Annotated in this window: 20 protein-coding genes and 1 tRNA gene; 10 read left to right on the forward strand and 11 right to left on the reverse strand. The window is 60.9% G+C overall.

Annotation, left to right across the window (positions count from 1 at the left end):
• The 3 genes from HGA39_08840 to HGA39_08850 all read left to right on the forward strand — a co-directional run.
• A partial coding sequence (locus HGA39_08840) for a hypothetical protein (protein ID NTW29450.1) occupies positions 1-404 on the forward strand: 404 nt, incomplete at its 5' end.
• Between the two features lie 86 nt (positions 405-490).
• Positions 491-1,534, forward strand: a complete 1,044-nt coding sequence (locus HGA39_08845) for an N-acetylmuramoyl-L-alanine amidase (GenBank protein NTW29451.1) — start codon at positions 491-493, stop codon at positions 1,532-1,534.
• Complete coding sequence (locus HGA39_08850; GenBank protein NTW29452.1) at positions 1,531-1,941, forward strand: hypothetical protein; 411 nt, start codon at positions 1,531-1,533, stop codon at positions 1,939-1,941. Before HGA39_08845 ends, HGA39_08850 begins: the two co-directional genes overlap by 4 nt.
• A 213-nt stretch (positions 1,942-2,154) precedes the next feature.
• Here HGA39_08850 and HGA39_08855 read toward each other — a convergent pair whose 3' ends face one another.
• The 4 genes from HGA39_08855 to HGA39_08870 all read right to left on the reverse strand — a co-directional run bounded on the left by HGA39_08855 (position 2,155) and on the right by HGA39_08870 (position 5,877).
• On the reverse strand, positions 2,155-2,601 hold the full coding sequence (locus HGA39_08855; GenBank protein NTW29453.1) for a hypothetical protein: 447 nt from the start codon (positions 2,599-2,601) through the stop codon (positions 2,155-2,157).
• 173 nt (positions 2,602-2,774) lie between these two features.
• A tRNA-Arg gene (locus HGA39_08860) sits at positions 2,775-2,850 on the reverse strand.
• A 511-nt stretch (positions 2,851-3,361) separates the two neighbouring features.
• On the reverse strand, positions 3,362-3,943 hold the full coding sequence (locus HGA39_08865; protein NTW29454.1) for a hypothetical protein: 582 nt from the start codon (positions 3,941-3,943) through the stop codon (positions 3,362-3,364).
• Between the two features lie 437 nt (positions 3,944-4,380).
• A complete protein-coding gene (locus HGA39_08870; protein NTW29455.1) occupies positions 4,381-5,877 on the reverse strand; it encodes an FAD-binding protein in 1,497 nt (498 codons plus the stop codon).
• Between the two features lie 182 nt (positions 5,878-6,059).
• Between HGA39_08870 and HGA39_08875 the strand changes: the two genes are divergently transcribed.
• The 5 genes from HGA39_08875 to HGA39_08895 all read left to right on the forward strand — a co-directional run bounded on the left by HGA39_08875 (position 6,060) and on the right by HGA39_08895 (position 12,776).
• Entirely contained in the window at positions 6,060-7,484 is a 1,425-nt protein-coding gene (locus HGA39_08875; GenBank protein NTW29456.1) for a response regulator transcription factor, read from the forward strand.
• Positions 7,485-8,282: 798 nt separating this feature from the next.
• Positions 8,283-9,629: a helix-turn-helix transcriptional regulator gene (locus HGA39_08880; GenBank protein NTW29457.1), complete on the forward strand. Its 1,347-nt coding sequence runs from the start codon at positions 8,283-8,285 to the stop codon at positions 9,627-9,629.
• Between the two features lie 215 nt (positions 9,630-9,844).
• Positions 9,845-10,861, forward strand: a complete 1,017-nt coding sequence (locus HGA39_08885) for a TAT pathway signal sequence (GenBank protein NTW29458.1) — start codon at positions 9,845-9,847, stop codon at positions 10,859-10,861.
• 88 nt (positions 10,862-10,949) lie between these two features.
• Positions 10,950-11,498, forward strand: a complete 549-nt coding sequence (locus tag HGA39_08890) for an ECF transporter S component (GenBank protein ID NTW29459.1) — start codon at positions 10,950-10,952, stop codon at positions 11,496-11,498.
• Between the two features lie 327 nt (positions 11,499-11,825).
• Positions 11,826-12,776, forward strand: coding sequence for an FAD:protein FMN transferase (locus HGA39_08895; protein NTW29460.1), 951 nt, complete (start codon positions 11,826-11,828; stop codon positions 12,774-12,776).
• Positions 12,777-13,583: 807 nt separating this feature from the next.
• Here HGA39_08895 and HGA39_08900 read toward each other — a convergent pair.
• A complete protein-coding gene (locus tag HGA39_08900; protein ID NTW29461.1) occupies positions 13,584-14,438 on the reverse strand; it encodes a DUF2064 domain-containing protein in 855 nt (284 codons plus the stop codon).
• 458 nt (positions 14,439-14,896) lie between these two features.
• Positions 14,897-15,238, reverse strand: a complete 342-nt coding sequence (locus HGA39_08905; GenBank protein ID NTW29462.1) for a sporulation protein — start codon at positions 15,236-15,238, stop codon at positions 14,897-14,899.
• An 89-nt stretch (positions 15,239-15,327) separates the two neighbouring features.
• On the opposite strand from HGA39_08905, the gene HGA39_08910 reads away from it, so the two are divergent.
• The gene (locus HGA39_08910; protein NTW29463.1) at positions 15,328-15,897 is read left to right on the forward strand and encodes a class I SAM-dependent methyltransferase; all 570 of its coding nucleotides are present in this window, start codon (positions 15,328-15,330) and stop codon (positions 15,895-15,897) included.
• Positions 15,898-16,051: 154 nt separating this feature from the next.
• Entirely contained in the window at positions 16,052-17,710 is a 1,659-nt protein-coding gene (locus HGA39_08915; GenBank protein NTW29464.1) for an FAD-binding protein, read from the forward strand.
• A 3-nt stretch (positions 17,711-17,713) separates the two neighbouring features.
• On the opposite strand, the gene pknB is transcribed toward HGA39_08915, so the two are convergent.
• From pknB to HGA39_08940, 5 genes are all read right to left on the reverse strand, one after another.
• A complete protein-coding gene (pknB, locus tag HGA39_08920) occupies positions 17,714-19,564 on the reverse strand; it encodes a Stk1 family PASTA domain-containing Ser/Thr kinase (protein NTW29465.1) in 1,851 nt (616 codons plus the stop codon).
• 84 nt (positions 19,565-19,648) lie between these two features.
• A complete protein-coding gene (locus HGA39_08925; GenBank protein NTW29466.1) occupies positions 19,649-22,402 on the reverse strand; it encodes an FtsW/RodA/SpoVE family cell cycle protein in 2,754 nt (917 codons plus the stop codon).
• A 12-nt stretch (positions 22,403-22,414) separates the two neighbouring features.
• Positions 22,415-23,503, reverse strand: coding sequence for a Stp1/IreP family PP2C-type Ser/Thr phosphatase (locus tag HGA39_08930; protein NTW29467.1), 1,089 nt, complete (start codon positions 23,501-23,503; stop codon positions 22,415-22,417).
• Entirely contained in the window at positions 23,500-23,916 is a 417-nt protein-coding gene (locus HGA39_08935; GenBank protein ID NTW29468.1) for an FHA domain-containing protein, read from the reverse strand. Before HGA39_08935 ends, HGA39_08930 begins: the two co-directional genes overlap by 4 nt.
• Positions 23,913-24,710, reverse strand: a complete 798-nt coding sequence (locus tag HGA39_08940) for a DUF3662 domain-containing protein (GenBank protein ID NTW29469.1) — start codon at positions 24,708-24,710, stop codon at positions 23,913-23,915. Before HGA39_08940 ends, HGA39_08935 begins: the two co-directional genes overlap by 4 nt.
• Positions 24,711-24,713 lie beyond the last annotated feature (3 nt).

The following is a 24,713-nucleotide window of genomic DNA, read 5'->3' on the forward strand; positions in this document are numbered from 1 at the left end:
ACGACGTCAACAGCAAAGAGCTCTACGTCGACGTGACCGATACCGATCCGACTCACCCGCTCGTGGCGCTGGGCATCACGAGATACGGCGACCTCACGGTGGACACCACCTCGAGCAGCACAGCCACGACGCTGGGCCAGCTCTACCTCGCGGACAACGGGCGCAAGCAGGTGAAGGGAACTGTCACCACGAGGTACGTGCGCACCAACACCGGTGCCGATGTCTACCTACCCAACATCCGCCCGGGCAAGATGGTGCGACTCTTGGGCCTTCCGGATGGCTACGTGGACTGCATCGTCAAGAAGACTACGTGCACCGGAGACAAGATCGTCGCGCTCGAGCTCGACAACGCGCCGTATAGCCTCGACATCGCCCTGGCACAGCTTGCGAAGCGCGAGGGATAGGGGCTGACACCTCCTGCACGATAGGTCTAGCGGGTGACACGCCCGCGAGGATGTGGCTAAGCGATCAAGACACCGAAGGAGGCCGCATGTCCGCAGTAATCACCCAAGGCCCGCAGGCGGCGCATGACTCCGGCATACGGCCTCTGTCGGCCATCGCCTACGGAGTGATCCACGTCACCGAGTGCGCCGATCCAATCGACGGGGCCGAGGACGTCGCGTCGTACTTCGCTCAGGAACAGTCCGGCGGCAGCACCCAGTACGTGATCGACAACGACTCGATCGTCCAGACGCTCCCGGACGACCGCATCGCTTGGGGCGCACCGCCGCTGAACTACTCCGGGATCCACATCGAGCAGTCCGGCTACTCCGACTTCACCCGCGAGCAGTGGCTTGCGACCTACCTCCCGCAGATCGACAACACGGCGTGGAATATGGCGCGCCTGTCGAGACTCTACGACATCCCGCTCAGATGGCTCACAGCCGCCGACCTTGTCGCGATCGGCACGAACCCAGCCAAGGGCTCAGGAGGCTGGACAGGGCATCAGGAAGTCTCAGCGGCATGGCATCAGACCGACCACGGCGACCCGGGCGACGGATATCCGGTCGACGTTCTCATGGCGAAAGCACACTTCTACGCGAATGGAGGGGACGCCGTGTATGAGATAGCACCGGCGGGATGGCTGAGGTTCTATCGGCTCAAGGACGGCAGGGGAGACTACCTGCTCACCTCTTCGGTGGACGAGGCCAAGCGCAGCGGCTACGACTACGAGGGCATCGCCTTCGACGTGGCCCTCACCAAGACCAACACGCTGCCACTGTATCGCCTGGTGGTCAACGGCTTCCACTTCTACACCGCCTCGGAGTCCGAGAAGAACCAGCTTGTCAGCACCGGCGCAGTCAACGAGGGCATGATCGCCTCCGTGGGCGCGAGCGGCACGATGGTCAAGCGGCTTGTGAACGGAAGCCTCCACCTCTGGACGACATCGAACGACGAGGCTGCGACCGCGGCATCAAACGGCTGGAGCTACGAAGGCTTCGCGTTCGGCTGCGGCGTCATCCAAGTCGAGGCATCGCCAACGTGGAAGATCACCAAGCAGACGGCCACGCACGTCGAGATCGATCTGTCGTGAGCGCGGAAGCCGTCATCGGGATACTTGTGGGCATCGGTGGATTCGCGACCGCCATCGGGAGCCTCGTCTGGGCCGGTCGCAAGGCGGCAGTCGAGAAGCAGGCCGCCGACGATGCCGCGTCCGAGCGGCTCATCCGGCTTGTCGAGCGTGAGGCGGAAAAGAAAGTCTCCGTGGTGCGCCTTGAACTGGAAGTGCAACTCAAGCAACAGGAGGTCAATCACCTCAAGGAGCTTGAGAAGATGCGCGCGGAACACCGCCGAGAGCGTGACTCCATGCGAGAGAGCCTAGAGCGCCAGATATCGGACCTGCGTGGTGAGCTCGAGGAGTACCGCTGCTTCAACGCCCCAACCTGCGAGACACGCCGTCGCAAGATCAGCGACCCTGTCAAGGTGGGCGGCACCGACTGATACCAGCTTGCGTGGCCACGCAAAGACCCGCGTACGCGCGGGAGGCCGACCGGCGTCAAACGGAGGCCGTCACCACCTCCGAAGGTGGGAGCGCCTGAAAGGGCTAGGCTGCATCCTCCCCGGCTGAACGCCCACCTGCGCCGGCGGTCACAAGTCAGTCCCGCGTCCTCACCCTGGCGCGGGACTTCTGCTTGCGGTGGGTGTAGCGGGCTGCTACTTGGAGATGACGTCGATCTGGAACACCGGGACCGTCATCGAGCCGCCGATCTGCGTCTTGTAACTCCTAGTGCCGACGATAGTCACGTTCGCCGCGAAAGAGTCACCCTCCACCATATTCGCGAGTGTTGCCTTGTCGCCGATCAAGAAGGTGTTCTGGTTCGCTTCTGCGCTGGTGGCGCCGGTGTTGGCTCGGAACGTGTCCGATCCCGTCGCGGAATCGAACTGTGTGATCTTGCCGAAGACTAGAATCCCCTCACCTCTATGAGCATCTGGATCCTTCACGATCTGCTGGAACTCCCGCGTCGTCAGCTTCGCGTATGAACCCGCCGGGGTTAATCGCGAGTCATCACTTCCGCCGCACGACCACAGGATCATCCCCACGAGAATGAGTATGGCGATGCCAAATACCTTTGTCTTGGTCGGCATCTTGTTCTGAACCATGATTCCCCCTTCATGGATGACTTTCTTTTTGGGTGAAAATACCACTACGAGAGAGGAGTAGGAAGGTCATTCATCCCTATCCGTACCTGCCTATCACTCGTAGTTGTGGGGTGTTTGTGGGGTGACGGCCCCAACGCAGGCGGCGGGATTTCACTCCCGCCGCAGGTCAGACATGGTGCCCCCGGGCTGATTCGAACAGCCGACACCAGGTTTAGGAAACCTGTGCTCTATCCCCTGAGCTACGAGGGCTTTTCGCTGGTAGATGGCTTGTGCACGAACTCCCAGCTGGCATGCATTGCGTTCGAGTAACTGTATAGTAACTGGCTCATTCTAGACAGCCTCAGAACTGGTGCTCGAGCGCCCATACATGGTAGCCGAATCCGACCAGTTCCACCAACGGCTGAAATCCGGATACAGCACATCTTCTGTTGAACCATCCTTGCGAACCACATATCGCCCATGGTCTTTGCTGCCCGGCTTGCATCGTTCGGTAGGAGAGCATCTCGGCAGCAAGTACGTCGTTGAAGCCCCTGCACTTGTTGCTGAGGAGGCTTGAGATGCCCCTCCGCTCCTCTTCACGCATTCTGCGGTTGGAAGTCCCGCCCCGGCCCGTCTGGATCACGCCTGATGGCCCCTGCATGGCCACTCTCTGCTAACCGAACGGGTTTGTCGATCAGCGATGAGCATATTGTCCGCAATGCCCACAAAGCCGTCGGCGAAACCCATTCGGTCAAATCGCAGACTATTTCGTTTGACTAACCTATGTGTGGCACGTCCCACACACAAAGACACTCTGGTGATGGCAGGAGACGCAATACGCCTTTGGGTCCAATTTCACATGCATGGCGTGGCACTTCGAACATGTCATCTTCGCGTCGACGTGTGCCTTGGTCAATGTTGGCGCTAGGTGCGGGTTGATCACGGTTCCGTTTGCGTCGGTAAGCACGGTTGAGGCGACCGTCTTCTTGACCAGCTCCGCAAGCGTGGTGTTATGGCAGGCAGAAGATAGACATGTCTTCTCATCCACCATCGTCTTGGTGAGCTTCAGATCCGCGGGTACCTTAGTGTCCACAGTCACACCACCATGAGCATTCTTAAGTCCGGTGACATCGGTGTGACAACTCATGCATTTCACGCCTGCACCAGCGTGCTTCGCGATTAGCATCGTGGTGTCTTTGGCCGATTCTGTTTCTGTCGCGTGGCATGTCGTGCAATCGGATGAGGCACTCCAAGCAAAGCTTTGTGCCTGCATGGTTCCTGAAGTGTCATCAGGTTCAGTGTTCTGGGACTTCCCGCATCCGGCAAGAAGCGCTACTGCGACTACAAGAAGAATAGCCAGCAAGATGCAAGATCGTCGGTTTGCTCTCTTTGCACTTTTCATAGTGTACATGTGTGCATTCTCTTCTTTCGTCCTGTCGGATCACATGTTTTCTTTGTGGTTAAGATTCTGTGTGTCCGTCTTCGCTGATCGAGATGCGGTGCAGTTTGACCTCCGTCGCATCCTGCTGACATTGCCTAGGAACCTGAGTTGTATCGGATTCGTCGTTCTTATGCCCTTTGATCTTCGGCATAGCAACCAGTGCAACCCAGTGGCGTCCATGGACATCGGGTCAACGTCATCCACAGCGTAGAGTCTTGGGATTGGAGAACTATCCAATCCCAAGACTCGGATCATCCGTTGATCACTAGTCCGTTGGTTGTGCATCGCCAACAGGCCAACCAACAGCAGGGTAGCCAAGATCAACACCTGGTCCCAGCAGCTGATTGTCTATGGCATGCCTACTTGGACTTGGCATACTCGACAGCATTCTGGGCGCTCGCCCAGCCGAAAGCGGCAGCAGCTCCGATGGAGCTCACGTAATAGTGGACGAACGTGATACCGCCCGCGGTGCCTGGTACAGCGTACAGTCCGGGAATCGGAGCGCCGCCATCTGCTTTCAGAACCTCGGCCTTGGCATTGATCGCAAGGCCGCCAAAACAGCAGCTCATACCGCCAACGACTTCGGTTGCCCAAAATGGCGGTTTGGCGATCTTAACGATACTGGCGATCATCCCAGCAGTCCTGGGCACCGGCAGATTGGCCGTTGCGCCTGCGTCTACGGCTGCGTTGTAGTCAGTGACGGTCTTGATCACACTGGCCCGGTTATAGCCCCAGGCTGCGATCTTCCCGGCAAGTTCCTCGATCGTGTTCGCGCTGACCACATGACCGCCACGCTTCAGAACCTCTTGAGTTCGATCAATACCCGTCGGTGTACCGCCGGCCGTCGTGCTACCCCACTTGTCGTAGATGTACTGGTCAAAGATCAAACAGCCCCGGCCCCAGCGCTGGCGTGCCAAGGCTTCGTTGCACAGATCGCCGGCCAGTCCCATACCCTCATCGGCAAAACGAACGCCATCAAGGTTGACTACGATGGAACGGTTGTCGTGATATTGCGAACCGATCTCGGAGAATTCCATGAAGCTCAAATCGATGTTAGACGCAATGCTGTGCCCGTAGAAGGTCCCCAAGCTCTTGCTAAGCCCGGCACCGATAGCCTGAGCCATCAGCATCCCAGTGCCATCGTTGGTCGGTACACTGCGCGCGACCACTTGGTCTCCATAAGGGCCAAGGAACTTAGTCTTCATCTCCGGATTGTTCTGAAAACCGCCGCAGGCCAAGATCACAGCCTTGGCCTTGATGTTCAAGATCTTGCCGCCTTTGTCCCTCGCCTGAAGGCCGTCGACAGTCCCATCACCGGATGTCAGAAGTTTGATGGCCTTGGTGTCCATCAACAGGGTTCCGCCAGCGTCCGTAAAGGTCTTCGCCAGAAACTCGAAGCACGCCAGGCGGGATTTGTGGGTGCTCTCAGCACCAATAGTGAACCCAGATGATGAAGCGCGAACTGGTGCGCCACTTTTCACGATCATCTCGGTGACCTTGGGCATTCCCTCCACGAAAGTCTGCAACAACTTGCGATTGCCATAAGGCATAGTTGCCATTGCCGCCTCGATTGATGCGGGGCCGGCAGCACCGCCACCGGAATCCACGGCTGTGCCGCCAACCTGGGAGTAGGCCTCCACACAAAGCACCTTGGCCCCTGTCTTCTGCGCGGCCAAGGAAGCCGACGAGCCGCCGATGCCAAACCCGGCCACTGCCACGTCCACCTCATGATCCCAAGCGGGAACCTCTGTTGCCACTTTGCTGGTGCAGCCAGTTGCCACAAGACCCGCCACCACGGCGCCGACTCCCACGGCGCCTTTCAGGAATCCTCGCCGATCAACCTCTTCTTCTTTCATCTGCTCCTCCTCACGACCACCGAGTCGCCCTGTGACGGCTCGCTGTGTACATGATGAAGGTCGGATCACAAGTGCCCAGTGTGCTAAAGGAACTGTCCTTGTAGTGCTTTTAGCGCTATGTCCTTCTGTGTAGTGCCCCACTATAATCTGATGGGCTGCAACCTAGGGGATAGGAGGAGCCAATGGATGCCAGCACGGGTATCGACAAGCGTACAGTGGTGATTTGTGCCGGCATTGCTTTCGTCTTCTACTCGACCGCCAATATCCTCCAGACTCCTATCCAAATCGGCGGCACGACGTCTCAAAGCACTGTGCTGTCGTTGTTCAAAGCAGGATTCGCCCTGTTATTGGCACTCTACATGCTCAAGGTTGGCATCTCCTTCAGGCGACTGCTGATGATCTGGGGGGTTGCCGTTTTCTTCTTCGTCTCCTCGCCGGTATTGGGGCTCTTGTCTGAATCAGCCTTCACGGATCACGTCTACTTTGTGGCCCTGGGGATAGCAACCTCAACCGGGCTGATCGTTGTGACCACCCTGCTCTCACGCCTTTCTTGGAACACAATCAAATACGTTGTCATTATTCAGCACATGCTGGCCGGATCAGCCAACTACGCCTTAACCATGCTCGGGTTTACAGACATCAAGGCGGCTGAGTATTTCTTCTATGTGTTGTTCGTGATCGCCACCGTTGTGTGGATCGTGTCCATGGGGGCTGAAAGAGACTTCGAGCTAGTCGCCGTGAGGCCCGCCGTTGATGATATTAGCCAATTGAGCCGCACCCAGATCACTCTGACTGCAATGGCTATCGGTGGTGCAGCGTTAGCTCCCTTTCTCTTCGGTGCGTTCGAGCAGCTCGCGCCCGACATGCTGGAGCTGGCATATCTTCAACCGACAAGCAGCCTGATCGACAACCTAGGGATCCCTGCAATAATCCTGATCGGTTTCCTCTTCAAGAAGGAGATCAGCATCGAGGTCTCCTTCTTCATGGTCAGTATCGGCTCATTCGTATTCCTGCTCATAGCGCTACTCGACTCTCGCTTCACCCATATGTTGTATTTCGCTACACTGGCTCTTGTGATCTACATGCACCTTGCTATCTGGCTCTTCGTCTTCAAGGTGGGCAAATCGGGACCTGTCCAGGCAGGTGTGCTGATGGGCATCTCGGTCTTCACAGTCTCGTTCACCCGGATGTGCGGCAACCTCACGGCCTATGTTGCTCGGGCGCTTACTGATGCGCAATCGACTATTGATACCGTTAACCTTTGGGCCCTGGCGGTCTTTGCTCTGATTAACCTAAGCCTGTTCGTCATCACCTATAGATTGCAGAGAAAGATCGCTGACAGTGCGTCAGCCGAGAACCAAGCAAGTGTGAAAACGAGTCTGGAAACCTGCGCCCAGGAACTGGCGACACGGTTTTCCCTAAGTCAGAGGGAGTATCAGGTACTGTTGGAATATGCGGCTGGTCGCAGTGCGCCTTTCATAGCCAAGAAGTACTACCTGTCGGTTTTCACTGTCAAGAACTATGTAGGCCGCTTCTATGCCAAGATGGGTATCCACGATCGGCAACAATTGCTGGACTTGCTGGAAGCTGAAGAACGAAGGAAGTAATCGCAGTCCCTGCTCCTGCGCGCGCAACCATCTTGGCGGGAAAACACTGGCTCCGACCGGGCAGCAAATCGCTGAGGCGCTGTGTCATGCCGACTACCGCCGAGTGCCCGTGGAGGATCCGGACCTGTAGCTTGAGGACCCCCTCGCCACGATCGAACTCGGTGGCATCGCTGAAGGGGCCATATTGCCGACCGGCTCATCGAGACTTGGCTGCGCATGCGTAGAAAGCGCACTCGGCCGCAGGCAATTGACGAGGTAGAGAAGGCCTTGAAGCGAGCGGACTCCCACTGTTCGGCTAGAAGCGGCTCGCGAAACTAGTAACTGCATAGTAACGGTCACCAGCCGACCGGGCAGGATCTGAGAGGTCCTCAGGGGAGTTGGTTTGTGCCTGAAACACCCTACCTGATGGAAGGTACTTCCATATCGTTAGGTGCCGGAGCCAGGACTATGACCCAGCAGAGTGGGGGTCTATGTCGATTGAGTGCAGGGCAGAGTCAAATGAAGACTGCGCACAATGCGCATCAATGTAGTCGCGGACGCGATCTGGCCGAGTGACGGGGAGAAGAACGACGTCAAGGTCTCTGAGCAGACCCTCCATCGATCTGCTAAGATTTCGCCATGTTTAAGCGGCACTTTGACGAGCTCAACTTCTTAGACAGCCTTGCTGTAGCTGCCTTCTGCGTGAGCCTGCCACTGCTCCTGCCCGTCCTCGATGCCCTCCACCATTTGATGAAGGGTATGAGTTCGCAAATGGTGCTTTCTTCCTTCAGCGCCACGAGCTTGCCCCAAACGATGCCAATGGCTGTCATGTTGACTGCGCTGGCGATCCTCTTCCTCTGTTTGTTAGGAGCCACCTACCATCGCCCTAGCAGGGGGTTTGTGACCGCAGGGGCAGTTCTCTATCTGCTCGGCTACATCGGCTCCCAGAGCATACTCTGGTTCCCCAATCTGTCCGGATCGCTCCTTGCCGTATCAGGCCTTCTACTCGGCGTGGGGCTCAGTCTCCTCATCATGACTTGGCTCTGGCACTTGCGGTTGCGAAACATACGTCTCACCTTTGCGTTGCTACTCATCGCACTTTGTCTCACTGCCGCGCTCAACATGGCTTTGCACTGGGTGCCCTGGCAGATTGAATCAGGTGTACGTCTTGCGCTTGCCTGCGTCGGTTCGCTTGGCGCGCTGCATGCAACCAGATCCCCGCGGTACGTCCAAGAGGCCATTGCGGCGGACAATGGCACGAACTCCAAATGGTGGGAAATCTTCGGCCACCTCAATCTCCCGTTCGCCAAAGACTCAGATGATTTCACCCCACCCTACGCACGCGTACTCTTCTTCGTCGTGACACCCCTCGTCGTCCTCCTGCTCTTCGTCGTCAACCGGGGTGTGGACAGCGGTGCGACGACACTCCTAGGCGGACTCTACACTCCTGAGATGATCGCCGGCCTCCTCTGTGCGCCGAGCGCCGCGATCCTGCTACTCGTATACAGTGATCAGGGTCTCGTCAGCACCATCTGCCGTCTGTATCTCCCGATGTTGGCGCTTGCCCTGTTCGCTATCGTCCCATTCGCCACAAGCGACGCCAAAATGCTGATCATGCACATCGGCATCGACGTCTTCTGCTCGATCTACGCCCTCTTGCTCTCAGCAATGCTGCTTGCCGTCGCCAATCGCATGCGCTCGCTGCTGCTGCCGTCTGCTGCCCTGCTACTGATCGCGCTTAGCCTCGTCGCGTTGCTTGCCTTCAGGGGCACTGAAGCTGGATTCCTCGGCAGTTATCGACCTCAGGTCGGCATTGCGCTGTTTGCCTGCGCCGTGGGGCTGCTTCTGCTCACGCCAGGGTCGCGGATATGGCGGATGCTTATTGAAGGCGCGGCGGATGAAAGTGAGAAGATCGCGCCTTCCTTACAAGCACGCTGCGCCGTTCTGGCCAAAGCCTATCATCTCACTGAACGTGAGGCTGAGATCATCCCCTTGCTCGGACGTGGCTACGGCGCGAGTCATGTCGCCGAGATACTCGTCGTAGCGGAGAGCACCATCCGCAGTCATCGCGGCAACATCTACCGGAAGCTCAACATCAACTCGCGCGAGGCGCTGCTTGACTTGCTTGACAGCCCAGCGATCGACAGCGACCCAGACAACGGTTGAACTCTTCATTGGGCTTCTGAGCAGCTAAAATGCCCTTCCTTCATCCTTTCCGTCGATATGCCCCGAGCATCATCGTGGGACGATTTCCACCTTTCTGACTATTTCAGGAGTCTGCGGCTGCCCTCACGCTATGCCACGGAAACACTCGCGGCGAGTATTGCGGGAATGGCGATGGTGCGCCGTCGAGCAAAGGGATACGAAGGAGGAATTTGGGTATGGAACTAACGAGGCGCGATTTCATGAAGGGCACCACTGTACTGGCTTTCGGCGCGCTGGGCGCTTACGCCCTTGGAGGCTGTGCGGCAAGCGGCGGGAATCCACCCGCGGCGTCGGGCGGCGGAGCCGCTCCGAAAAAGGTCACGCTGCACCGTGGCTATTTCTCAGCTCACACCAGCCGCTCTTACGCGCAGGCTGTTGTAGCTGTCGACGAGAGCGGCAAGATCGTCGCTTGCGACATCGAGGATTTCCAATTAATGGATTCAGCCCACGCATGGACGCCGGTACCGAACTCCAAATCCGACTTGGGCAAAGGCTATGCTGCTGGCATGGTTCTCATCTCGAAGAAGGACAACGACAAGGTCTTGTCCAAGTGGATGGCCGACGAGGGCGGATCCAAACAGCTCTGGTCTATATCCATGGCCGCAATCGAGGCTTTTGTCGTGGGCAAATCACCAGCTGACCTGACCAGTGTGAAGATCGACGATATCTCGGGCGCAACCCTCGTTGACAGGGTCAATTACGTGAAGGGCGTTGCCGCGGTTGCAGCCGACAATACGCTCACCACCGAAGGCAGCTTCGACGGGGATGCCAGCGAAATCAGGATCGGCCACGTCGATGCCGTCTGCCACGGCACCTTTGCCTTCGCGAATGCCGTCTCACTTGTGCATTCAGACACCTTCGTGGGTGTCAGCATCGACGAGTTCCAGTTCTTGGACGCCAAGACCGCTGGCCTCATATCGGTGCCAAACTCGGACAAACTACTCGGCCAGAGTTACGCCGCGGGCCAAATGCTCATGTCCAAGTCGATTAACAGTAAGATATACTCCGAGCATATGGTCGGCGCGACCAAACAGTGGCTCGACTCGATGAAAGCCATCGAGAAAGCACTGGTCGGGCAGAAGGTCTCCAGCGTTTCCGTGGATAGTCCTGATGACGTCTCCGGTGCCACATTGGCAGACACCGCCAACTACGTGAAGGCTGCGGTGAGCGCCGCAAAGGCCGCCAAAGGGTGAATGCCAGCTGACGAGGGCACGGGAGCGGGCTTCCGTTTCCGTGCCCCTCTTAGCCGAGGATAATCGGGGAAGAGAGCCGTAGACAGCGATGCAGCCGGGCAGATTGGAACGCTCGCCAAAGCAGTTCGCCGCGCTCATCATACTCGCGCTCATGGCCATGGTGATGAGCTTCATTCAACTGTCGTCTTTCCCTGGTGCCGAGTGGTTGAAGTACGACCCTTCGGGCGTCGTTGTGCTTCTGGCAGGTTTTCTCTACGGTCCTTGGTACGGTGCGGCCGTAGCCGCCTTTGCTTGGGCACCCCAATTAGCCACCAGCCCGTTCGATGCAATCATGAACACTATGTTCTCGGTCTCATACGTCGTGGTCACCGCGCTCGTCTACCGCCAGGCTCCGAGATTCATGCGCGCCGTGCTCGGCATCTGCGCCGGTATCCTTGCCGCAGTGACCGCCTCGATCTGCCTCAACTTCGTCGTCACACCGTTCTACCTGTCTCGCACTTATGAAGATGTTGTGGCCCTCGTCCTGCCCACCTTGCTGCCTTTCAACCTCGGCAAGGCTGTGCTCAACGGTGTCATCGCACTCATCGCCTATCGCGGTCTCGAGTCCCTGCTGACCGACGAGGAGAATAGAAGTTGACGGGAGAAACGGTTCCTCATATCAACCCTCAGGCAGACAGGCTTCCGCTATCAATTCGTGGGGCTGTGACTGTCGCTTCTTGGTCTTCATGGGGATGGCGGGCCACTTGTAGCCAGAAGATCGCAGGAGCTGAAGGAGCAAACGGCCCCGTAGTAGCTCGATGTCTTCCCGTATGCCGTGTCAGAGAATCTTGGGCAATTCGGGCCGAAATTGGTGTTTACGATATACATCCAGAGGACGTTCTCACACGCCACCAACGCGAGGCGAGCCCATCAATCGATGTGGAGCCGACTTGCGTGGGATCATTCGCTTCGGCAAGGGGAAGAGATGGCCGCTGTACCATCAACACCGTTTACCCGTGAGTTCTTTGCATTCAACACCACGAACCGTGTCAGTGCCTGGACGGCCGATGCCGCCGCCCTTGACGAAGTCGTGGCGCTTTGTGTGCGTTACGAAAAGCTCTTCTCGCGCACCGACCCGATAAGCGAGCTTACGCGTCTGAATCTGGCCTGTGGCGAACCGATGGATGTCGACGGCGAGCTCGCGGCACTTACCAGCGCTGCCTTCGGGTACAGCAAAGCGTCCGGTGGACTCTATGACGTGACGATGGGGGCCGTTGTTCGACTGTGGGATTTCAAGGGGCAGGTTATCCCGACTGAGCAGCAAATCGCTGAGGCGCTGTGTCATGTCGACTACCGCCGAGTGCATGTGGAGGGCGCGACCGTGCAGCTCGAGGACCCCCTCGCCACGATCGACCTCGGCGGCATCGCCAAAGGCTACATTGCCGACCGGCTCATCGAGACTCTGGTTGCGCATGGCGTAGAAAGCGCACTCGTCAACCTTGGGGGCAATGTTGCGGTGCTCGGTGGCAAGCCAGATGGCACCGCCTGGCGCATTGGTCTGCGCAGGCCGCAGTCCTCCTTGATGCAGCAGGCCCCCCAGTCCTTCGGAATGTTTGAGGTGCGCGACCGATCAGTGGTGACGAGCGGCGTCTACGAGCGCGCCTTTGAACGCGAGGGACGGCTCTACCATCACATCCTCGACCCGCGCAGCGGTTATCCAGCGGATACCGACCTGCTCGGTGCTTCGGTCGTCGCCGAGCGCTCCCTCGACGCTGACGGCTATTCGACGGCACTGATCATCATGGGGCTCGACAAGGCGCTCGGCTTCATTGAAGATCAACCGGGTCTCGAAGCGGTCTTCGTCACCACCTCAGGTGAGGTCTATGCGAGTTCAGGAATCGGTACCTTGCTGCCCTTCAAACTCCTGGATTGCTGACATGGTAATGGGCACCGCCCTCCGCGCTCCGTGTCGGGCCTTGCAGGGCTCCGCATGACTGGCTACCGAGAGCTATCTGTCTGCGACTTCGTTCCAGGAAACCACACGTCTTCTTGCCGATGCGGCGATCTCCGGCAAAGAAGACCATCTTCTCGACCTGGAAGAGAACGTCATCGTCAACAAGCTCATCCCGGCGGCGACCGGTATGAAGCGCCATAGATCCGTCAAGCTGACCTAAACAGGCAGAGCATTGAAGCTCAGACTCCCGCTGAGGGCAGCTGCCTGAATGGGCCCCGGAGCAGCTGAGGCAGGCGCCGAGACGTTGTCTGATCTGCGCAGCCTCTTTGACATCGGCCGCGGGCGGTTGACGAGGTAGAGAAGGCCTTGAAGCGAGCGGACTCCCGCTGTTCGGCTAGAAGAGGCTCGCGAAACTAGTAACTGCATAGTAACTGTCACCAGCCGACCGGGCAGGATCTGAGAGGTCCTCAGGGGAGTTGGTTTGTGCCTGAAACACCCTCACTGGGCCTGATGGAAGGTACTTCCATATCGTTAGGAAACCTGTGCTCTATCCCCTGAGCTACGAGGGCTTGCGGTGCAGTTGCCCAGCCCAGCGCTGACGCGCACGGGTGGTGGCTTTGGGCGGTCGGGCGAGCATCACAGCGCTGCCGTCACGGATCTCCACGCTGCCTCCGAGACAGGGCGAACGTATTGTAGCGCAGTGTCAGTCGCGTAGGTATTGTTGAGGTCGATCGTTCTCCGGCGCAGTGGGCCCTGTGCGGTCTCGTCCGGCGCTGGAGCCGGGGGCCATCAGGTATCGATTCCCTCTCGGGAATCGCGAAGCTCGTTTGGCGGGACGAGCACTTGGATATTCAGCTCGCGCACGGCGCCTAATGTGCGCCAAGGCACCGTGAGACTCTCGTAACGGGAGCAGTACTCCATGGCTTCCATCAAGGTCACGGCGTGAAGGAGGTCAAGTATCGTGTCCACGTCGGGAACTGCGGGGAGATAGAACGTCGGGACGCCCCGAGCTTCGGCCTTCTGGATATAGGCCGGGAGCACCGTCAGGCCGTCCACATTGTAGAAGACGCCGGTGTGGTCCATGTGTGCATCCTTGGTCCAGCCGACCAGCGAAACACCCATTTGCTGGTCGGGCGAAAGCACGAATCCGCCCTTCTCCGTCTCGGACAGCCGTTGCAGCTTCTCGAGTCCTTCGATGATGACCGATTTCGTGAGGGCGGGCATATCGGCCCCGTACGACAGGATAGTGTCGTATCCCAGGGAGAAGACCTGCTCAAAGGCATCGTTGTAATGCTCGTCGAAGCTTGCGCCCGTGTCGTGGATCACTGTGAACCTGCGAGGCCACTGTCCGGAATCCGCAAGGCACTTCTCCATGACGGCGACGTTCTCGGCAGGGGTTGTTGAGATGAAGATGTCGTAGACGTCCGTCGGATCACCGGGGCGGTTCTCGGCGGCCTGCTTGGCTTCCAGGTCGGTGAGCGCGTCGCAGGTGATTTCCAGCACGTCGAAGAACATGCAGTTGTAGAGCCAGGCGGCTATCTCCAGCGAATACCATCCGTCCTTCTGAGTGCTCAATCGGGTCTTCACCAGGCCCGGTATGGGCGGCTTGCTGAAGACAAGCAGCGCGTTTCTTCTTGTGGGCATGACTACCGTCTTTCTGCCATCAGGCGAGGCTTACAGGTGGTGGCGTGTTCATCGTGCAGATCTCGTAAACGCCGTCTTCAGGTTCCTTCACACTGCGGCCACAGGGATTGGCGCATAGTAGGCCGCTGGTTCTGCAACTGACAATCCGAGGAGTCGCCAACTCGGTCATGTCGGCGCCACACTCTCTGCAATATCGAGTCTCAGGCACCGCCTGGATCTTGATGTCGAACACCGTGTAGTCACCGCATTCCGGGCAACTGACGGCCTTCTTCCTCGGCGGCCTACAGCCCCCGCACAGCGGCTTGCACTCCCAACACACGGGCCGTTCCTTCCCAGTTGTTCTGCGAGAGCCGGATCCGAAGGCTCAAATGGCCGATCATTCGTGAGATCCGATTCTAGCCTTCTTCTCCCGTGCGCAGACAGAGGGATTTTCGGAATTGGTACGAGGGCCGGCGGGACTATCGCCGTTTTCTGATCGCCCGCCCGATCGTGAGAGTGATCAGAGCGGTCAACGCTATCCCGGCTAGGCCCAGCAGCGTGATGTCGAGCGCAGGAACCCACTCGACGCTGTCTGCCTTCACCACGTACACGCCGGCCGGCCGAGCGACTCCGCCGAACCCGCCGCCTTCACCTTCGCTGCCGTCAGCCTCCGTGGAACCGCCTGCCCCACCACCTCCGCCGCCGGCGACCATTGCCACCGGAATCACGGTGACGTTGTTGGATATGACCGGCTCGCCGAACACTCGGCGCACTGTGTAGCTGTGTTTCCAGGAATCCATCAGACTGTTGATAATGGGCATCGCGAGCTGCCTCCTCACGAATTGACTGTACGGTGGGATATACCCCTGAAGGGATGAGGCCATCAGATGACAAGCCGAAGGAAGGGCGCATGAAGTCCGAACGCGAATCATGGAACGAGCGCTACTTGGGCAAGGAGTACGCCATGGGCCCCGAGCCCTCGGCATTTCTGGCTGAGAGCATCGGGTTCATCGAGCTCGAAGTGTTCGGACGGAATGCTCTGGACGTCGCCTGTGGCGAGGGGCGCAACAGCATCTTCCTCGCGCATGAGGGGTTTGACGTGATCGGCGTGGACAACTCCGACGTCGGTATCGCCAAGGCGCGCGCCTGGGCGCAGCGCGAAGGAGTTCAGGTCGAGTTTCTCCGGCTTGATCTGCGCGAAGAGGTGCCGGAAGGGCCATTCGATCTCATCATCGTTTTCAATTTCCTGCTGCGAGAACTCATCCCAAAGCTCTATGACCTGCTAAGCGATGGTGGATTTCTGCTGATGGAATCGATTCTGGCCACACCAGCGAACGCTGAACGTTACAGGGCTGAGTTCGTACTTGCGCCCGGCGAAATAGTGCAGCTGTTCGATAGCTTGGACGGGGATATTGTGACGAGTTCCGAACAACCGGAGCGCGACAGAGCGAGGCTGTTGTTCCGGAAGTCCCTCGGCTAAGCCACGGCCGAGCTCACCCAAGTATTGCAGCCCGCGAGGGACCTGCCGGTCATGGGCGGGTCCTTTCGTTTGCATGACGACTTGGGCGCGCGAATACCGGCCCGCGCCCGTCGCGGTATCATGGTCGCATCGAGCATCTCGGTCAGGAGTGTGCATGGAAGCCAAAGACAACGCGGGCCTGTCGAGAAGGGACTTCCTTCGTGGAGCCGCCCTAGGCTCGGCTGCGGTCGTCGGCGCGAACATGCTCGGCGGCTGCGCACCTGCGCCCGCCACGGTGCCCTCTCCCACGTTCCCCGACACCGGCAAGACGACCGATCCCGGCGTCTACCCGTTCGAGACCCCACCGACGCCCATTCCGGAATCCGCGATTGTGCAGACGATAGCCACCGATGTCTTGGTGGTCGGGTTTGGCTCGGCGGGAATCACCGCCGCTCTCTCGGCTGCCGAGACCGGGGCCCACGTCGCAGTCATGCAGAAGGCGGGCACCTTCTTCGCACAAGGCTCATGGATCGGCGGTCTGGGCAGCAAGTTGCAGATCGCGAAGGGGTACAACCCCGACATCCTGCCGATACTCATCGAACTTCAGAACGCCTCCGCCAACAAAGCCGACTTCGGCCTCATCAAGCTGTGGGGCTACAACAGCGGCAAGGTCATCGACTGGATGACAGCCTACTCAGACGCGGCCAAGCTGCCCGTGGAGTGGGCGGGCGACGTGCAGATGGCTGATCCGCTCAACCGCCAGTACCCGACGCTTCACGTGTGGCAGGGCTGGCTGCAGGCTCTCATGAAGGTTCTCGTGGACAACTGCCTGAAGAAGAACGTCGACATCCACTACAACATGCCCGCCCTGCAGCTCATCCAGAAGGACGGCCGAGTGGTCGGGGCGATCGGTAAGAACGCCGACGGGAAGTACGTTCGAATTAGCGCAGCCAAGGGCGTCGTCCTAGCGACTGGGGACTACGGCAACGACACGGACATGGTTGCCAAGTACTGCCCTGCGGTGGCGGGCGCTGCAAACTACTACCGGCCGGCGTATAACACGGGTGACGGCCAGAAGATGGCGATGTGGGTTGGCGCGAAGGTCATGCAGTGGCAGCACGCGCCGATGCTCGGCTACACCGCGGTCGATCAATCAAGCGGAGACTTCCCGTTTTCGGGATCACCGTGGCTTACGGTAAACACTCGTGGCGAGCGGTACTGCAACGAAGACTCCGCGTACCATGCAGCGTTCCATGCCGATCTGCGGCAACCCGCACAGACCAAGTTCCAGATCTGCGATTCGACCTGGCCGACACAGTGGTCAGCATTCGGCAAGAGCTGGACGCGACTGCCGATCCTGCCCGGGGAACTGCTCTCGACTTCCCAAGCGGCAGCTGCCGACGTGTGGTCGACGGGCATCAAGCGCGGTGCCGTCATCCAGGGTGCGACGCTCGAGGAGCTCGCCGGCAAGATCAGCGTCCCCGGGAAGACGTTGGCTGCAACCGTCGCCCGCTACAATGAGCTGGTCAAGGCCGGACGCGATGACGACTTCGGCAAAAACCCCGCATACCTCAAGGCGTCGGCCATAGCACAGGCGCCGTTCTATGCGATCCCCAGGCATCCAGGGCTCCTGACCGTGCCCGGCGGTGGCGTGTGGGTCAATACAAAGCTGCAGGTTCTCGACAAGAACGACGCGCCCATTCCGGGCCTCTACGCAGCCGGCAACACGGCAGGCGGCTTCTACGGCAACGACTACACGCAACTCATCCCCGGGGGGAGCCTCGGCCGTGCGACCACGTTCGGCTATCTTGCGGGCAAGGCCGCTGCCGAGTAGGGGCTAGGGGGTCGACTTCGCGTCAACCGTTATCACGATGATGTCTCCGGCCTTGCCCGTCGCGGGAGGCTTGGGGCTCATGTCGATGACGTTGCCGGAGTTGCTGTGCAGCTCGTAGACTACCGTCACCTTGAACCCGGCGTTCTTCAACGTCGTGGTTGCTGCAGCTTCCTTCTGGCCGATGACATCCGGTATCGCGACGAAAGCCGTTCCCTTCGAGACCGTGATGGTGACGGTCGAACCCTTCGCCACCGAGACTCCACCTTGAGGATCCTGGCTGATGACGAGGCCCTTTGCCACAGTCTCGCTGAAGTCAGTCTTCGAGAGGACGACGAAACCAACCTTCTGGAGCGCGGCGGTCGCCGCCGCCTCAGCCTGATTGGTCACTCCGGGTACTTGCACAAGCTCCGTTCCCTGCGAGACCACGTAGTTGACCACCGAGCCCCTGGCTGCCTTGGTATTTGCTCCGGGCTGCTGCCGAATGACGTTTCCCAGCGCGACGTCCTTGTTGAACTCGCCCGGAAGCGCCTGCGGAATGAAGCCGGCAGACTTGAGGGTCTCGAGCGCCGCCTTCTCAGTGAAGCCGACGACGTTGGGAACGTTGATCAGATCGGGTCCCTTGCTGATGACCAGCTTGATCTCCGTACCCTTCTTGACCTTGGCGCCGGCCGATGGAGTCTGGGCGGCAACCAATCCGGCTGTCTGGTCGTTGCTGTACTCGGAGGTCACGGTGACCGGGAACCCTTGCTGGATAAGGAGGTTCTGTGCGTCAGCCTGACTCTGGCCGATCACGTTGGGAAGCAAGATCGTCTTGGGCGCGAAGGGTCCTATCTGCAGAGCCCATGATGTCCCGAGCCCTGCGATCAGAACCACCGCCACCGCTGCGATAATCCAAGGCCACGCCGGACGCTTCTTCGGTGGTGCCGTTCGGTTCCGGGGCGCACTATAGCCGACAGCTCCGCCCACGGGAGGCATGACGGAGGTCTGCTCGGAAGCAGAAACCACGGGCTTGGCCTCGGCGGCGGCGCTCAACAGGACGCGGCCCGCTGCCACTTGGAGCAAGTCTCGGCGCATCTGGTCGGCCGAGTTGTAGCGCAAGGCCGGATTCTTCTGCATCGCTTTCAGGATCACGGCTTCGAGGCCGGCATCGACGTTGGGGTTGATGGCGCGCAGCGGCCGAGGCTGCTCGTTCACTTGCTTGAGCGCGACTGCGACGGGGGTATCGGCGTCGAAGGGAACCTTCCCGGTCGCTGCCTCATAGAGCGCCACGCCGAGCGAATACAGGTCGCTCGTGCCACGCAGCTCCTTGCCCTGCGCCTGCTCGGGCGACACGTAGTGCGCCGTGCCGAGCACGGAGCCGGTCTGCGTCATCGTCGAATTTCCGGCGCGCGCGATGCCGAAGTCCATGACCTTCACGGTGCCATCGGGCTGCACCATGATGTTGTGAGGCTTGATGTCGCGATGAATGATGTCGTAGCCGTGGGCGACAGCGAGCGCAGCGCACACCTGGGCGCCGATGTCGGCGACCTTCTCGGCGGACAGTGCGCCTCTCTGCTGGATGAGCGACTTGAGGTCGTTGCCGCGCACGTACTCCATGACGATGTAGTAGGTGTTACCGTCCTGGCCCCAGTCGTACATGTTGACGATGTAGGGACTGACGAGGTTCGCGGCAGCCTGAGCCTCCTGGCGGAAGCGGGCGGCGAATGCGGGGTCCGCTGCGAACTGCGGATGCATCACCTTGATGGCGACGGTGCGTCCGAGTACTTCGTCGACGGCCTTGTATACGTCCGCCATGCCGCCGGTGCCGATCTTCTCGGTCACACGGTATCTGCGGCCAAATATCAGGTCTTCCACAGGCGCTCCCGTTTCTTCGCCGAGAACATTCTCGGCCCCATTATTCTAGCCCACTTGCGTACGAACTCACCTATCGGCCTTGAATTAGTGTCCTACCTGCGCGGCTAAGGCAGTCTCCAGCACGGCTTTCGCCAGCGGTGCCGCCACCTGACCGCCCACGCCTCCGCCTTCGATCATGATCGCGATAGCCACCGTGGGGTTCTCGGCAGGGGCGAAGGCGATGAACCACGCATTGGTCGGGGCGTCCGCGCCCACCTCGGCGGTGCCGGTCTTGCCGGCGACATTGACGCCCGCAACCTGCGCGTGGCTTCCGGAACCGGCCGCGACGACCTTCTGCATGATCGCCGAGACCTGCGCCGCAGTGTTGGCGTCGGTAGCTGTAGTGAACGTCTTGGCTGTGGTCGCCGAGATCTGCCGGCCGAGGTTGTCGTTGACAGCGCCGACGACGTGTGGCGCCATGGCGGTGCCGCCGTTTGCGATGCTCGCCGAGACCAGCGCCATCTGCAGGACCGTCGTCTGCGGCCCGGCCGGGCTCGAGTGCTCACCGACCGGCTGCCCCACGCCCGCCCATGCGGTCTCCCACGTGGTCATCTGCGTCGGATCGGGCATGAGCGAGGTGGCTACCGGAAGCTCGAACGGCACCGACTTGCCAAAGCCGAAGCTCTGTGACTGCTTGACGAGCGCGGATGCGCCCAACTTCACAGCTAGCTGCGCAAAGACGGTGTTGACTGACTTCATCGTTGCCGTCGTCAGATCGAGGTCGCCGTAGGAGCCGCTCTCGAAGTTGGTGACCGGCGCACCGCCGATGACGAGTGTCCCGGGGCCGGAGAAGACGGAGTCCGGCGTGGCAACTCCCTTAGAGAACGCACCCGTCAGCGTCACCACCTTGAATGTGGATCCCGGCGGATAGAGCGACAGTCGAGCGCGGTCGAGCAGGGCCGTCGTACCGGTCGCGTTGAGCGAGGCCCAGTTCGCGTCGACGGTGCCGGGGGAGTATGTCGGGCTCGATGCCGATGCGAGCACAGCGCCGTTGCGCGGGTCGAGCACGACGCAGGCACCCGTCTTGCCCTCAAGCGCTCCTTGCGCCGCCGCCTGAACGCGGCTGTCGATGGTGAGCACCACATCGCTTCCGGCGACAGGACGGCCCAAGGCCGCGTTGAAGACGTCGCCCCACGTCGCAAATGAGCTTTGTCCGCCGGCGAGCACATCGTTCTCGGCGGCCTCGATGCCGCTTCGGCCGTAGCGGGTGCTGTAGTAGCCGACGATGTGCGCCGCCAAGTTGCCCGCGGGGTAGACACGCGTGTATGTGCCGTCGGGATTGGCGACGGACTGCGCCAGCACCACGCCGTCGCGGGTGATGATGGAGCCGCGCGCCTGCTTGGCTTCCTTGGCGAGGTTGCGCGTGTTGGCGACGTGGTTGTTGAGCGCGCGAGCGTCGATCACCTGCACCCATGTGAGGTTGACGATCAGCGCCGCAAGTAGCAGCGCAATGACGCCCGCCACGCGCGTCAGGCGTTTGCCCAGCGCGAGGCGCCCCAGCACTCCGAGGTCGGTGGAGGTCATCTGCATCTCGGTCTGTGTGCCCGTGCCCTCGTCGCCGGCGCGCAGCAACAGTCCCAATGCGATGAAGCTCGACAACAGAGATGAGCCGCCATAGCTGATGAAGGGCAGCGTGACGCCCGTGAGCGGAATCAGCTTCGATACCCCGCCGATGATGACGAATGCCTGCAACACGATTGCGGCCACCAAGCCCGCCGCCGTGAACGCGGCCATGTCGGTCTTGGCGCGCGACGCCGTCGCCAGCCCGCGGATCGCGAACACCAGGAAGCACAGCACGATCGCAGCGCCGCCGAGCAACCCCAGTTCCTCGCCGATGGCCGAGAACACAAAGTCGGTGGCCACGAACGGGATGCGCGTGGGCAGCCCCTCTCCCAGTCCCACGCCGGAGAGGCCTCCGGCTGAGAGCGCGAACAACGACTGCACGAGCTGGTAGCCCTTGCCTGCCGCATCGGCGAACGGGTGCAGCCATATGTCGACTCGTGCACGCACGTGCCCGAACGCATAGTAGGCGCCGGTGGCACCCCCACTGAAGAGGGCGAGCCCCACAACCACGTAGAGCGGCCGCCCCGTAGCGGTGTAGAGCATGGTCAGGAAGGTCAGGAAGAACAGCAGCGACGACCCAAGGTCTCGCTCGAACACAAGGACTATGAGCGAAACAGCCCACATTGCGAGCAGAGGCGCCAAAGTCCTGAGTTCGGGTATCCGCACGCCCCAGATTCTGCGGGTGGATACGGACAGCATCTCACGGTGCTCGGAGAGGTAGGCGGCCAGAAAGAGGACGATGAGCACCTTGGCGATTTCGCCCGGCTGGAACGACATCCCAGCAAAATGGATCCAGAGTTTGGCGCCGTTGATCTCCTGGCCGATGAAAGCGGGCAGAAGCAGCAGCACGATGCCGGCGATCATGATCGTGTACTTGTACCTTGCGAGTCGCTCGAGCGAGGGCACCAGCACCAGTGTTCCGGCAAGCGCCCCCACGCCGACGAACAGCCACACCACTTGGCTTGCGGCCAATGAGGCGTCGAGGCGGGTGACCACAGCAAGGCCGACACCCGACAAGAGGAACGCCACAGGCAGAAGGCCGGGATCGGCGTTCTTGGCGAACCGGCGAACCGTGAGGTGCGCGATCAGAAACGCGACCAGCAGGGCACCGGGCACGGCGAGGCTGGAGAAGCCGAATGTACCGAGGCGCTGGGCGTAGATCAGAGCGAACGCCAGCAGCACCGGCGGCGTTGCCGCAAGCAGGAGAAGCAGTTCGGTCGTACGGCGTGAGCGCATACTGCGGGTTCCCTAGGGAGTTGGCTTCGCGGCTTGGTCGCGGTAGGTGTCTGCAAGTTCGAGTGCGGCGCCGAGACTGTCGACCTGGACGCCGTCGCGCAGGCGCTGTGCGGTCGCAGTCGGCAGCGAGTCGACGCCGATGGTCGTGACCTGCGAAGGCCAGGAGAGTCTTATGCCGGCGAATGAGCCGGGAACGCCGCGGTATACCGCGACGACGCCGTTCTCGGCGATGAGATAGGCGCGTGAGCTGGCGACACGGTAGCTGGCGAACGAGACGCCCCCAACGATGATGGCGAAGAGGATGAGCCAGCCGATTGCGGCCAGCCAGCCTCGGCCCTTGCGCGCTCCGGCGGCGTTGACGTCGGAGCCCTGGACCACGCCATCCGCGGCGATATCGACGATGGCGACGGAGATGTTGTCGTGTCCTCCGGCGTTGTTGGCGGCGTCGATGAGGGCGTGCGCTGCGGCCCCGGGGTCGTGATAGGTGCTGAGGATCTCGGCGATTCCGGCGTCTTCCAGCATGCCGGTGAGGCCGTCGGAGCACAGCAGGAGACGATCACCGGCAGCAGCGTCGATGTCGAAGGTGTCGGCGGTCATGTTCGCGTCGGTTCCCAGCGCGCGCGTGATCACACTGCGGTTGGGGTGGTAGCGCGCCTCGGCCTCCGTGAGCTGCCCTCGGCGAATGAGGTCGGCCACCATCGAGTGGTCCTCGGTGATGCGGTCGAGGTGGCCGGCGTGCAGCAGGTACGCGCGCGAGTCGCCCACCTGCGCGATCGCGATGTGAGCGCCCTCGATGATCGCGGCGGTCATGGTGGTGCCCATGCCGGCGCGTCCGTGTCCTTCGCGAGCCGAGCGGATCACCTCGCGGTTGGCCAGCCGGACCGCGCGGGCGAGCGCTTTTGAGTCGGCGCGTCGCGGCGCGTGGTCTCGCAGCATCTGCACGGCGATGGAGCTGGCGACCTCGCCGGCCTCGTGTCCGCCGAGCCCGTCGGCGACCACGAAGAGGGGCGGCTGCGCCAGAACGCTGTCCTCGTTGTGGCTGCGCACGCGGCCGATATCGGTGAGTGCGGCCCAGTTCTGTTTGGTTCGGGCGGCTGTCACGAGCGGCCCACTTTCATCCGCACGCTGCCGATGTCAATCGAGTCACCCAAACCGAGCGTCGAGGGCACGCTGATGCGCTGGCCGTTCAAGACGGTGCCGTTGGTGGAGCCGAGGTCCTCGAGCACTGCACCGTCGCCGGAGGGAGAAACGCGCGCGTGCTTGCCTGAGACGAAGTCATCGCCGATCACAATGTCGGCGCCGGGCGACCTGCCGATGACTATAGGGCCGTTGACGCCGACCTTGACGCCCATGAGTTCCTTCGGACCCTGCACGACGGTGATCGTCCAGGCTCCACGGCCCTTGGTGCGCTGACCGGCCACCAGCCCGATGCCCGTCTTCACGGCCGCCACGAGGAAGAGATAGAGCAACGCGAGCAACAGCAGCCGACCCGCGAAGAGCACGATGTCGATCATGCGGTCGGCCAGTCGCCGAGCGGCCGACCGAGGGCGCTACCGGTCGGTTCGTGGTAGACGAGCGTCGTGACACCGATGGCCACCACGTCGGCGTCGTGCAGGCGAGCGCTCTCGACGCTGCGGCCGTTGAGCGTCGTTCCGTTCGTGGAGCCGAGATCCTCAATCGCCCAGCCGTCACCCTCGCGCACGAAGGCCGCATGCTCGCGCGAGACGTTCTTGTCGGCGAGCGTGATGTCGCACGTTGCCGTCCTGCCCACGATCATCCGGTCGCCGAGCAGGGCGACGTCGCCCGCTTCGCCGACGGTGACTCGGGCCGGGTGCTCTGCGACGGCGGCAGGGGCAGGCCCAGGCGTGGCACTGACGATGACCGGGTCCGAGTGGGCTTCGGCCCCCGCGGGCACTCCGCGTTCTTGTGCCAGTTCCTCCGGCGACAGCAGCTCGCCGATGACCTCGACGCGTCCCAGCTTGAGTTGATCGTCCACCAGGAAGCGCACGATGGGCCGAGCCGCCAGCGTGTAGGAACGCTCACGCGCGTAGCCCACCAGATAGGTTTCGAGTTCTCCTGCGAGTGTGGCTGCGAATCCGCCCAGCCGAGCATCGTCGGGCTGGGAGAGTAGCACGCTGTACATTGTTGGAGCGTAGACCCTGCCGATACCAACGACCTTGCTGCGATCCATCTCGCGTCCCAGCTTGTGGGCCAGCTCGGCCGGTTGCACGGGCGAGCGGAACATGCGGGCGAAGCCGCCCTCTACGATGCGGCCGGCGCGATCTTCGAAGTCTGAGAGGATGCTCATTTT

The sequence above is a fragment of the Coriobacteriia bacterium genome (assembly GCA_013336165.1).
GTDB lineage: Bacteria > Actinomycetota > Coriobacteriia > Anaerosomatales > JAAXUF01 > JAAXUF01.